At 41.9% G+C, this 10,432-nt stretch carries 16 protein-coding genes and 1 pseudogene; 12 read left to right on the forward strand and 5 right to left on the reverse strand.

Features of this window, described 5'->3' with window-relative positions; translation table 11 throughout:
• Positions 1-482 precede the first annotated feature (482 nt).
• The 8 genes from V7R55_RS19120 (at position 483) to V7R55_RS19155 (ending at position 5,210) form a co-directional block, all read left to right on the forward strand.
• Positions 483-713, forward strand: coding sequence for a hypothetical protein (locus tag V7R55_RS19120; protein WP_334060933.1), 231 nt, complete (start codon positions 483-485; stop codon positions 711-713).
• A 140-nt stretch (positions 714-853) separates the two neighbouring features.
• Positions 854-1,234: a hypothetical protein gene (locus tag V7R55_RS19125; protein WP_272983778.1), complete on the forward strand. Its 381-nt coding sequence runs from the start codon at positions 854-856 to the stop codon at positions 1,232-1,234.
• Between the two features lie 312 nt (positions 1,235-1,546).
• Positions 1,547-1,879, forward strand: a complete 333-nt coding sequence (locus V7R55_RS19130) for a hypothetical protein (protein ID WP_334060934.1) — start codon at positions 1,547-1,549, stop codon at positions 1,877-1,879.
• Positions 1,880-2,200: 321 nt separating this feature from the next.
• A complete protein-coding gene (locus tag V7R55_RS19135; protein WP_334060936.1) occupies positions 2,201-2,536 on the forward strand; it encodes a hypothetical protein in 336 nt (111 codons plus the stop codon).
• A 556-nt stretch (positions 2,537-3,092) separates the two neighbouring features.
• Positions 3,093-3,368 (forward strand): hypothetical protein, encoded by a 276-nt coding sequence (locus V7R55_RS19140; protein WP_334060938.1) that lies wholly within the window; start codon positions 3,093-3,095, stop codon positions 3,366-3,368.
• Between the two features lie 186 nt (positions 3,369-3,554).
• The gene (locus V7R55_RS19145) at positions 3,555-3,740 is read left to right on the forward strand and encodes a hypothetical protein (RefSeq protein WP_334060940.1); all 186 of its coding nucleotides are present in this window, start codon (positions 3,555-3,557) and stop codon (positions 3,738-3,740) included.
• Positions 3,741-4,282: 542 nt separating this feature from the next.
• Complete coding sequence (locus tag V7R55_RS19150; protein ID WP_334060942.1) at positions 4,283-4,567, forward strand: hypothetical protein; 285 nt, start codon at positions 4,283-4,285, stop codon at positions 4,565-4,567.
• 283 nt (positions 4,568-4,850) lie between these two features.
• Entirely contained in the window at positions 4,851-5,210 is a 360-nt protein-coding gene (locus V7R55_RS19155; protein WP_334060943.1) for a hypothetical protein, read from the forward strand.
• A gap of 318 nt (positions 5,211-5,528) precedes the next feature.
• Here the strand turns inward: V7R55_RS19155 and V7R55_RS19160 are convergent, their stop codons facing one another.
• From V7R55_RS19160 to V7R55_RS19170, 3 genes and pseudogenes are all read right to left on the reverse strand, one after another.
• Positions 5,529-5,750 carry a toxin-antitoxin system HicB family antitoxin gene (locus V7R55_RS19160; RefSeq protein WP_012517112.1) on the reverse strand — a complete coding sequence of 74 codons (222 nt, stop codon included), beginning with the start codon at positions 5,748-5,750 and terminating at the stop codon, positions 5,529-5,531.
• 1 nt (position 5,751) lies between these two features.
• Positions 5,752-6,174: a putative toxin-antitoxin system toxin component, PIN family gene (locus V7R55_RS19165; protein ID WP_334060945.1), complete on the reverse strand. Its 423-nt coding sequence runs from the start codon at positions 6,172-6,174 to the stop codon at positions 5,752-5,754.
• A gap of 901 nt (positions 6,175-7,075) precedes the next feature.
• Positions 7,076-8,118, reverse strand: a pseudogene (locus tag V7R55_RS19170) (IS110 family transposase).
• A gap of 204 nt (positions 8,119-8,322) precedes the next feature.
• Here V7R55_RS19170 and V7R55_RS19175 point away from each other — a divergent pair.
• The 3 genes from V7R55_RS19175 (at position 8,323) to V7R55_RS19185 (ending at position 9,315) form a co-directional block, all read left to right on the forward strand.
• Positions 8,323-8,607 carry a hypothetical protein gene (locus tag V7R55_RS19175; protein ID WP_334060947.1) on the forward strand — a complete coding sequence of 95 codons (285 nt, stop codon included), beginning with the start codon at positions 8,323-8,325 and terminating at the stop codon, positions 8,605-8,607.
• A 189-nt stretch (positions 8,608-8,796) separates the two neighbouring features.
• Positions 8,797-9,015, forward strand: coding sequence for an addiction module protein (locus V7R55_RS19180; protein ID WP_163111832.1), 219 nt, complete (start codon positions 8,797-8,799; stop codon positions 9,013-9,015).
• A gap of 3 nt (positions 9,016-9,018) precedes the next feature.
• The gene (locus V7R55_RS19185) at positions 9,019-9,315 is read left to right on the forward strand and encodes a type II toxin-antitoxin system RelE/ParE family toxin (RefSeq protein WP_334060950.1); all 297 of its coding nucleotides are present in this window, start codon (positions 9,019-9,021) and stop codon (positions 9,313-9,315) included.
• 117 nt (positions 9,316-9,432) lie between these two features.
• Here the strand turns inward: V7R55_RS19185 and V7R55_RS19190 are convergent, their stop codons facing one another.
• Both V7R55_RS19190 and V7R55_RS19195 read right to left on the reverse strand, forming a co-directional pair.
• Positions 9,433-9,723 carry a type II toxin-antitoxin system RelE/ParE family toxin gene (locus V7R55_RS19190; RefSeq protein WP_334060952.1) on the reverse strand — a complete coding sequence of 97 codons (291 nt, stop codon included), beginning with the start codon at positions 9,721-9,723 and terminating at the stop codon, positions 9,433-9,435.
• On the reverse strand, positions 9,716-9,937 hold the full coding sequence (locus V7R55_RS19195; protein WP_334060954.1) for a TA system antitoxin ParD family protein: 222 nt from the start codon (positions 9,935-9,937) through the stop codon (positions 9,716-9,718). Before V7R55_RS19195 ends, V7R55_RS19190 begins: the two co-directional genes overlap by 8 nt.
• A 197-nt stretch (positions 9,938-10,134) precedes the next feature.
• Between V7R55_RS19195 and V7R55_RS19200 the strand changes: the two genes are divergently transcribed.
• Positions 10,135-10,432: hypothetical protein (locus V7R55_RS19200; protein ID WP_334060956.1), on the forward strand; the 298-nt coding region annotated here is incomplete at its 3' end.

Below are 10,432 nucleotides of genomic sequence, written 5' to 3' on the forward strand. Positions count from 1 at the left end.
CGCGGGGCGGCTTCGCCATTATGCCCCACGCAACTGCGCCGCTTAGCTTAATGTTAGGCGTCATTTACTTACAGCATTAAAAAGTAGGTTTAACTGTGACATTCCAGCATCAAGACTGTTTCGCTAGGTTGCCTTTGCGACTAGCACATATTGCTGTTTAAGCGACTTTAGCAACGTGCTTTTCATAAACACCGCAACGCCAACATTTAACAATACAAGTTATCTAAACTCGCTCTTTTATCCAGTGTTAGCGTTAACATCTGGCTTTTCGCACAGGGTTGTTTTATCTTAATTTCAATAATTTAAACACGCGGTCTATTTGGCTAGTTGTGGCAGCATAGCTGCGTACGTTTCTTTGTACGCCTAACAAAACGCTGTTGGCACTCCCTTCGGTCGCTGGGACGCTAACACGTGGGCTGACTCACTTCGTTCGGATTTTAGCCCACGTGCTAGCGCCCCAAAGCTTAGCGTTATGTAGCACGATGAGAATTGAACTCCAAGAACTGAAAAAAGAAATGATTGCTCGTGGCGTGAACGAGTCAATCTATGCAATAGACACCCTTCCGTCTTACGAAGGTTTCTGTATCTATGATGCACGTAGTGAAATTGAAGTATTCTATTTTGAGCGTGGAAATCGCTTTGAACTAAAAAGTTTCAAGGATGTTCAAGAAGCAATAACATGCTTCAAGCAAATGGTTTTTAATGAAAAATAGGCTGTATTGGGCTGTGCAACATAACAACTCAATAAACTCACTCACTTCGTTCGCGGGGACGCATACACGCAGGGCGGCTGCGCCATTATGCCCTACGTGCCTGCGCCCGTTATTGAAAAGTTAGCCATACAAGGATAGTTATGCGCAGATTATGCTGTTTTCTTTTCGTTGTTTTTTCCGCACTTAGTTGGTCAAAAGAAAATGAGTTGTCGTTAAAATGTGAGTGGTACGGGTCACTAGATATCGATGATAACTATATTGAGACAACTGGAGATTTATTGATTAATGTTCCGTCAACAAATGGAGACGTCATCGCGTTTACAACAAGTGAAGACGAAATTTATTTTGGCGATTTAACCAACACAGAATTGAATGGCTCTACATCATTCAAAATTCAAGGAAAAAATGTCAAACGCAATATAGCTATAAATCGCTTTAGTGGAGAAATTACTCAATCACTTTCTATCGAAGATAGTAAGCCGCTTATTCATTTTGGTAAATGCCAAAAGAGACTATTCTAGGATGTATACGCAGTATGGCTAACAACTCAATAAACTCGCTCACTACGTTCGCTGGGACGCATTCACGCAGGGCGGCTTCGCCATTATGCCCTACGTGCCTGCGCCCGTTATTGAAAAGTTATAAGGCGTCAGCCTAAACTGCGTTTGGCTTTATAAAAATCCCATTACAACTACCCTCCCGTTTTCATTAGCATAGCTTTAGCTTGTGGTAGGTTTAAATCCGCCGCTTTCAACTCAAAGGCGGTGTAATAGGCGCTTTACCTTCAAGCTCTTATTTTCAGACAGCAAGCGCCATTACACTCGGTAGCTCAGATGGCGGCTAGTTTCAGTCAAATCAAAAACATCATTGCAAAGTCGTTTTGCTTGTTTGTGTTAACAATCAATCGTATGCTGGCTTTATCAGTTTTTAAACAGACCAAAGGAACTGGCTCTGCTTCTAACAAAGCGCTAAAGTCCACTCCCTTCGGTCGCTCGGACGCATTTACGCGGGGCGGCTTCGCCATTATGCCCCACGCAACTGCGCCGCTTAGCTTAATGTTAGGCGTCATTTACTTACAGCATAAAAAAGTGGGTTTAACCGTGACATTAAAGCATCAAGGTTGTTTCGCCAAGTTGTCTTTGCGGCTAGCTCTTGTTGCCGTTTAAACGATGTTAGCAACGCGCTTTTCATCAACACCGCAACGCCAACATTAAGCATCACCACTTTTCTAAACTCGCTCTTTTATCCAGCAATGTCGTTAACATCTGGCATTTCGCACAGGGTTGTTTTATCTTAAATTCAATAATTCAAACAAGCTGGCTAATTGGCTAGTGGTGGCAGCAAAGCTGCGTACGCTCCTTTGTACGCCTAACAAAACGCTGTTGGCACTCCCTTCGGTCGCTGGGACGCTAACACGTGGGCTGACTCACTTCGTTCGGATTTTAGCCCACGTGCTAGCGCCCCAAAGCTTAGCGTTAGGTGTAATGATGAAAATACTTACTTTTGTCGTTGTTATGGCTACGTTCAGCAGTTTTAATGCTCATGCAGTAAAAGTGCGCAGCTGCGAAAATTTAGAAGTAAAATATATAAAACTACAGCTTCAAAACGGTAACTTAATTCATGAAAACATTTCAGACAGAGAGTTTCAAAGAGGTACGTTAGGTATTGATGAAATGTGTGAACTAAGAAGTGAATTGGTTTCAGATAGTTTAGCTTTTACTCTCTTTAGGCCTAAAGGTGAGTCATTGAGTTATATACTGGTTCACAATGGCTTGGATGGCAGTCTTAAATTGTACGGTCCTTTTATTGGCAATTACACCTAACAAAAAAATTAAGTCACTCACTTCGTTCGCTGGGACGCAAACACGCGGGGCGGCTTCGCCATTATGCCCCACATGTCTGCGCCCCTTATTTAAAAGTTAGTTGCCAATGGAAGGTTCGAACATCAAAGAAGTTAGACAAAGTGTTGAGCACAAGCCTCTTGTACTTATCGTTGTTTTAGCCTTAACAACGCTAGTTAGCACATTAGGAACTTTCGGTATTTATTGGCTTCACTTTGGAGGATTTTTTGCTTATGAGGGAGGATATTTTTTAATTCCTGCGGTCTTTTTAAGTCCTTTCTTCATTCCTCCACTAATTTACTATTTCTTATGGCCAAAGCCGAGAGTAAATAGACTACTCCGAATATTTTTCCTAATACCATCATTCCTTTTGATGCTGTGCGTGTTTTATTATTTCTCATTTTATAGATGATTTGACAGTGGCAACTAACAAAACACTAAAGGCGCTCGCGCTGCTCGCTGGGACGCATACACGCAGGGCGGCTTCGCCATTATGCCCTACGTGCCTGCGCCCGTTATTGGAAAGTTAGGTGCTTCTTTGAATAGAAAAATCAGTGGTGTTTTTAAAGAGTCTTTTATCGCTCTTTTATATTGGATATTCACTGGTGTTGTTATGTGGATTTTCAGCAAATCTTTTACTGCATGGATGAATGACGACCGTTTTGAATTTGTTAGTCTAAAATTGAGCTTCTTAAATAACATGCCAGAAGGCATAAAATTTATTGTCGTCAGTTTTGGAACTTTGTATGCGATTTACTATTCAGTGAAACAAACAATAAAAGCGTTTTATTTAATCACAAGTAAGCAAAACTAGGATGTATCTACACGCACCTAACAAGCCAATAAACACACTCACTACGTTCGCTGGGACGCATTCACGTGGGGCGGCTTCGCCATTATGCCCCACATGTCTGCGCCCGTTATTGGAAAGTTATGTGCCAAATTTTTTGTTTTGCCACTTAAATAGAAAGTTCTTATTGTTTATTACAAGGAAAGTAACATGCGAAAGATAGTCAATGTTTCAAAGAAAAAGAGCTGGTTCTCTGCCGAGCCTGATTTGGAGCTCTTAAATCAACAGATTGAAGAAATTGAGAAAGAGGGATGGAAAGTAATTTCTATCGCAACTAACTGTAATTTATTTGGCGCTATAAGTTCTTATTCACTTCTTTTGGAAAATTCGGCTTGATGGCACATAACAAACAAATAAAGTCGTTCCCGTTGGTCACTGGGACGCATACCCGTGGGCTGCTTCGCATTGTAGCCCACGCGCCTGCGCCCCTTATTTAAAAGTTAGAAGGCGTCAGCCTAAACTGCGTTTGGCTTAGTCAAACAATCAGTTCAACTACCCTCACCTGCCATCACTAGCATCGCACTGGCTTTTGGTAGTTTTAATATCGCCGCTTTAATTTCTACGGTTGCGCATTAGGCGCTTTATCATCAAGTTCTTATTCTCAGTCAGCAAGCGCCAATGCGTTTGGTAGTTCAAATGGCGGCTTGCTTCAGCCAAATCAAAAACATCACTGCACAGTCATTTTACTTGTTTGTTCTAAAATTCAATCGTATGCTGGCTTCAATAGTTTTTAAAAAGGCCAAAGGAACAGGCTTCCCTTCTAACAAGGCGCTTAAGCCACTCCCTTCGGTCGCTGGGACGCTAACACGTGGGGCCACTTCGTTATTATGCCCCACGCATTAGCGCCCCTTAGCTTAAAGTTATAAGCCACGTTGTATATGAAAAAATTTCAGATTATTTTTGGTACTACTCTTTTCATTTCCCTAGTGCTTTCTACCTTGTTCAGGCTGTTAGGAATAGAGCAATATCAGGTAATTTCAGGTGTACCAGGTCTGATAATTTTATTTTTAATTTTTCTGGGGCATTTCGTAACACTAGATGATGATCTCGCAGGTGGTTGGTCTAATCCTGATGCCTCAAAAAAAGTTGCTCTACTGTCAGTCGGGGAGCTTGCATTAAAATTTGTTGCGTTGTTATTTGGCCTTTGGCTAGTACTAAGTTAATTTAAACAGTGGCTTATAACAAACCACTTAAGGCACTCGCTTCGCTCGCTGGGACGCTAACACATGGGCTGCGTCACTTCGTTCCGTATTTTAGCCCATGTGTTATCGCCCCTTAGTGGGGTGTTATAAGGCGTCAGCCTAAACTTCGTTTGGCTTAATACAAATCCCAATGCAACTGCCCTCACCTGTTTTCATTAGCATCGCTCTGGCTTGTGGTAGGTTTAAATCCGCCGCTTTCAATTCAAAGGTAATGTAATAGGCGCTTTATCACCAAGTTATTATTTTGAGTCAGCAAGCGCCATTACACTTGATAGCTCAGATGGCGGCTAGCTTCTATCAAATCAAAAACATCACTGCACAGTCGTTTTGCTTGTCTGGGTTAACAATCAATCGTATGCTGGCTTCAACAGTTTTTAAAAAGACCAAAGGAACTGGCTTTGCTTATAACAAGGCGCTTAAGACCACTCCCTTCGGTCGCTCGGACGCATTTACGCGGGGCGGCTTCGCCATTATGCCCCACGCAACTGCGCCGCTTAGCTTAATGTTAGGCGTCATTTACTTACAGCATAAAAAAGTGGGTTTAAGTGTGACATTCCAGCATAAAGGTTGTTTCGCTAGGTTGTCTTCACAGCTAGCTTTCTAAGTTATTTTAACGGCTTTAGCAACGCGCTTTTTATCAACACCGTAACGCCAACATTCAATATCACCAGCTTTCTAAACTCGCTCTTTTATCCAGCATTAACGTTAACATCTGGCATTTCGCACTAGGTTGTTTTATCTTAAATTCAATAATTTAAACACGCGGTCTATTTGGCTAGTGGCGGCAGCAAAGCTGCGTACGTTCATTTGTACGCCTAACAAAACGCTGTTGGCACTCCCTTCGGTCGCTGGGACGCTAACACGTGGGCTGGCTCGCTTCGCTCGGATTTTAGCCCACGTGCTAGCGCCCCAAAGCTTAGCGTTAGCTACCAAAATGTGAATCAAGCTTATCTAGAAGTTCTAAACCTTTCTTTTTGTCTCCAGTGGCAGCAATCGCCTTAAATCTTACCTCAGTATCAAATTCAGCTATCGCTTGTGTAGATAATTCTTCTATTAATTTGTTTAAGCTCAACTTTTTATGCGCAGCCAAAGCCTTCAATCGATTATGCTTATCGTCCGGTAAACGTACAGTTAGAGTAGACATATTAAACTCCTCTCAAATAATCTTCTGGGGCTAACACTTTCAAACCGTCAAATTGTAATTCTGCATTTCGCAGATCTTTTAGGTTATTTGTAATAATGCTCTCGGCATTTCCTGCTACTGCAAGTTCAATTAGAAAATTATCGCCTTCGTCTTTTAAATTTGGTCGCCACAAATAATGTATCTGCACCCATTCGCAAACACTAAAAAATGCTGCTAATAAATTGTTCACTTCGTCCTCGGTAAGCGGGCACAACTCTTTGATTTTGTCTCGCTTGCTTACTGCTTCGTATTCCAAAAATAAGGTCGTGCTAATCAACGGTTTTAACTGGCCCAACAAGCATTGCCGTATCACTTCTCGGGCTGGTCCTGTTTTGCCAATCAGGGCGCTAATAAGTACACTGGTGTCAATAACTACTTTGTTCATAATTTATATGCTAGCGTATGTGCTATCACTTTTCAATTTAACAATGGTAGCTAACAAACAAATTATGTCACTCGCTGCCGCTCGCTCGGACGCAAACACGTGCGCGGCTTCGCCATTATTGCACACGTGTTTGCGCCCCATATTTGGGAGTTTATGTATCGTGCAAAAAAATGAACATCGTTACTAATACAGACAAAAAGATAGTCCATTTTATTGTTAGGATATGGCTACTCTTGGGCTATGCTTTTGTTGGACATGGGCTTTACAGAGCTTATTCAGAGGGTTATGTAATAACCAAATCAGGTCGCGCTTATTTAACTGATGACCCTGTTATGTTTTGGCTAATTGTTAGCCTACAAATCGTTTTAATCTTGGGGTTTACATTTTATTTTTTCAGAAAGCCAGACCTCGAGGCAATGGGCAAAGATTGATGTATCAAACATCGATACATAACACATATGAGCCTCCGGGCTGTCAATGAAAAAAGATAGCCCTTTGACCGCTATTTCAAGATCAATACCGTTGCCTTTTTAGAACTCGTTTACTTCGTCTGTCATGGCTGATGTTAGGCGAATTGCCTACGTCAAACACATATAGAGGCTCTTGTTGTTGCGCTTTTCAATTCCTTTTGACTAGCAACGGCACTAGACATTCATCGGTTAACCTTCCTCTGTCCTATTCAAACCTAAGTGGCTGCATTGACCAGTTAGTATCAGGTTCAGTGAAGGTGTAAGCAAATTCGTAAAAAGGTAGAGATGCGCAACAATGGCATGTCTAATCAAACCAACAGGTTTTGGCATTTCGGTATATTTATCTAAGCTGCTTTTGCAGACTATTGCGCGATAAAAGAGATACTCACCATTAAACCAGTTAGACGTTTAAGCTCATGCCACTGTGCGACTTACCCGTTTAAAAAGCGTTCTTCATCGAATACCTGCTGGTTCTTCAACATAAAATAAGTACATCGCCCAATTTTGTGAGCGAGTGCAGATAAAGCCTTCGCCTTGCTCATTCGCTTTTGAAGCTTGGCTAGATATCGTTTCGCGTTGTCATTACCTTTAAGGTACAACACTGCTGCTTCACTAAATGCCCATTTTAAATGAGCATTACTAATCTTATTTCCCTGCGTACCATGCGTTTTGCCGGCCGACTCAGCTTTACATCTTACTAACCGTGAATACGAGGCAAATTTCTGAACTGATGGAAACCGTTTAATATCGCCAACTTCATACAAAATAGTGAGGGCTAGAATTTTCCCGATACCTGGAAGCGACTTTAGAATATGTAAATCTGTTGCACAGTGTGTTTGTGCCTGGGTCTTTACATAATGTTCAATCTTGTAGAGCTCACTCACCATGGTTTCGATTATATTTAGATTTAAATCCATACTCTTTTGCACAGCTTCGTCAGGAAAGAAGTGGCGCATCTTTTCTCTATCAGGTGAGTTTCTTAAATCTAACCGCGTTTCTAAAGCGGGTAAGTTGTATTGACTGACTGTGCTAGCAACGTGCGCTTTCAGTTGAGCACTCATTCTCATTATGTGCGTGCGACGGCGAAGCGCATCTCGAATCGAACGATGCTCCTTTGAATAAGCATGCGCGAGAGGGAAGTTTCCTCCTCGCATTAGCTTCGCTATCTTTAGCGCGTCTATTTTATCGTTTTACCTGCATGAATCGCTTTCATGTACAGCGCGTGGCCAAGAATAAAATCGATATTGTGCTCTTCGCAGAAGTCAGAGACCCAATACCAACAGTGCATACATTCCACTCCAACAACAATATTGTCCAGATATGGCGTTAAAAGCGCTAACAGTTTATGGGGTGAATCATCTATTTTTTCGTGAACAACAATGTTGTTTTCATTATCAATAATGCAGACATAAAGCAGTCTGGTGTGAAGATCGATTCCACAATAGTACGGATGTGTATTAGTATAAAAGTTCATTGAGTTTTCTCCCTTGGTTTGGTCGCCTATTAGGATAAACTCAGTTTATGCTGATAGGGAGGAGGCTCAATGATTATCAAACCACTCATGGCACTCGCGGTGCTCGCTGGGACGCTAACACATGGGCTGCGTCACTTCGTTCCTAATTTTAGCCCATGTGTTATCGCCCCTTAGTGGGGTGTTATACACAACAGGAAAATTAAAATGGATGTAACCACAAAAGAAGAAGCCGAAGCGGTTGTAGCTCTCAATAAACTGGAAAGGATTCAAAAAATTGAAAGCCAAATAAATCGTTTATCTTTTATTCCTGCTCTAATTTTCGCTGTTATGTTAACCCTATTGTTTGTCTATAAGTTCGTAATGGATAGCGATATAGATGCTTGGACCGGTTTATTGCTTGCTAGCGCTAATATTGCGGCTATTGGTCAAGCGCTGGTGAAAAGAGCGGATTTACAATACCAACTCTCTAAACTGAAGTACGAGCAGTAAGTTGTGTATAACAAGGCGCTTAACACGTGTGTCACTGCGTGCCACACTGGGACACAAACGCAGCGGTGCTTCGCATTTTACCGCTGCATTTGCGCCCGTTAGCTTAGCGTTAGCCGCTACTTGTAAATCCAGCCTTTCACTTCTCTTTTTTAGTGGTAATATCAAATCATACCCAATGGGAGTTATTTTATGTCTGATGCATTAAAAGTGATGCTTGAAAATATTGAGCAACTCAGTACTAAAGAGAAAGCACTTGCTGCCCACTGTCTTTTAACGGCTATGGATACCAAGATTGATAGCGATGTGGAATCCGAGTGGGTAAAACTTGCAGAATCTCGCAGCGCAGAGCTAGAGTCTGGTGCGGTAAAAAGCATTAGTTGGGAAGAGATAGAAAAGGATCTTAATTAAAAGATGCTGCCCGCTTCCTTTCACCCGGAGGTTAAAAGGGAAATAAAAGAGTCGTTTGATTGGTATCAAGAACAATCATTGGGTTTGGGTCACGAATTTACTCAAGAACTCAAGGAAGCCATCGATTCAGTTAGCTCTTTGCCATCGGCATGGACAAGAATGGGGCAAACTCATCGACGCTTTGTCTTAAGCAGGTTCCCATACTCTATTATTTATAAAATTATCGAAAACAGGGAAATTAGTGTGGTAGCTATTATGCACAACCACCGAAAACCAGGGTATTGGCACGAACGCGGCTAACAATACGCTCAGGCCACTCCCTCCGGTCGCTGGGACGCTGCCATGTGGGCTGACTCACTTCGTTCGGATTATAGCCCACACGCTAGCGCCCCTTAGCTTAAAGTTATACGCATCCGGTCAGAATAACTTTTTAACATCGCGGTAAAAGTTTTCATGAGAACCAAGAGCTATCAATTCAAGTATCACAGTGCCATCCTCGTAGCTGTAACCTAGTAAGGTTAACTGCTTAACCATCTTGAACTTGTACACGCGAAGAAAAGCTAGGTCGCCTTTTTTCTGTTCTCCTAAAAGAGGATCGGCCATCAGTTCCTTTACAGCTCTATCCAAGTCTTTTTTCTGATTCTTATGTAACTTCTTTACTGCTCTCTTAAAATTGGCTGTCTGTAAAACACTCGTAATCTTAGCCAAATTCGTAAGGCTCCAATTTTCCTGCCTCTTTTTCCGCTTTGGAAATAATTGCCTGTTTCACGAATTCGTATGGTAAATCAGGATTATCTTCCATCATTTCACCTATTTTTGCCCAATGCTCAATCTGCTTTGGCATAGTTCGATTTAGTGCTTTGCCCATAATGGTAGCTTTTTCAACTAGATCTTGGTCTAGTCTTACGCTCGCGGTTGCCATAATATGTCTCCAGTCAGTTCATAAACACATTGTAGCAATGCGCTACAATTGTGGCAAATAGCGTATAACAAGCGCATTAACACTCGCTATGCTCGCTAGGGACAAAAACACGTAGGCTCCCTGCGCTTCGCTTGGTATTGTAGCCTACGTATTTTTGCCCGTTATGCGGGTGTTATACGCCATGGAGTTTTTAGCTTTTGCAATTTGAGCAGGTACATTCCCGAATCAGCATCGATTCAGCTATTTTCACATTTGGCATTCCGAAAGAATCACCAAACTCATTTTGCTACAGGATCTTTTGCGCTGGAGAAAGCTCGTATTCAGTAGAACGCTTTGATCCTAGTAGCCTTAACGAATTGAAAATCATCGTCAACCAATTAAGCCAGCTAAGCCCTGACAAGCCACGAGCAACCGTAAAAATAAAAGTTAATAGGTTTATGTCAGTACGTCTAAGTTTCAAAAAATATAACGGAGACAAAGGTTTTAAAGTTAAAA

It is taken from the genome of Alteromonas sp. S005 (genome assembly GCF_036864475.1).
GTDB lineage: Bacteria > Pseudomonadota > Gammaproteobacteria > Enterobacterales > Alteromonadaceae > Alteromonas.

Coding starts and splice junctions, on each gene's coding strand:
- V7R55_RS19120 (WP_334060933.1), top strand. CDS start 483: ATGAGAATTGAACTCCAAGAACTGAAAAAAGAAATGATTGCTCGTGGC.
- V7R55_RS19125 (WP_272983778.1), top strand. CDS start 854: ATGCGCAGATTATGCTGTTTTCTTTTCGTTGTTTTTTCCGCACTTAGT.
- V7R55_RS19130 (WP_334060934.1), top strand. CDS start 1,547: ATGGCGGCTAGTTTCAGTCAAATCAAAAACATCATTGCAAAGTCGTTT.
- V7R55_RS19135 (WP_334060936.1), top strand. CDS start 2,201: ATGAAAATACTTACTTTTGTCGTTGTTATGGCTACGTTCAGCAGTTTT.
- V7R55_RS19145 (WP_334060940.1), top strand. CDS start 3,555: ATGCGAAAGATAGTCAATGTTTCAAAGAAAAAGAGCTGGTTCTCTGCC.
- V7R55_RS19150 (WP_334060942.1), top strand. CDS start 4,283: ATGAAAAAATTTCAGATTATTTTTGGTACTACTCTTTTCATTTCCCTA.
- V7R55_RS19160 (WP_012517112.1), bottom strand. CDS start 5,750: ATGTCTACTCTAACTGTACGTTTACCGGACGATAAGCATAATCGATTG.
- V7R55_RS19165 (WP_334060945.1), bottom strand. CDS start 6,174: ATGAACAAAGTAGTTATTGACACCAGTGTACTTATTAGCGCCCTGATT.
- V7R55_RS19175 (WP_334060947.1), top strand. CDS start 8,323: ATGGATGTAACCACAAAAGAAGAAGCCGAAGCGGTTGTAGCTCTCAAT.
- V7R55_RS19180 (WP_163111832.1), top strand. CDS start 8,797: ATGTCTGATGCATTAAAAGTGATGCTTGAAAATATTGAGCAACTCAGT.
- V7R55_RS19185 (WP_334060950.1), top strand. CDS start 9,019: ATGCTGCCCGCTTCCTTTCACCCGGAGGTTAAAAGGGAAATAAAAGAG.
- V7R55_RS19195 (WP_334060954.1), bottom strand. CDS start 9,937: ATGGCAACCGCGAGCGTAAGACTAGACCAAGATCTAGTTGAAAAAGCT.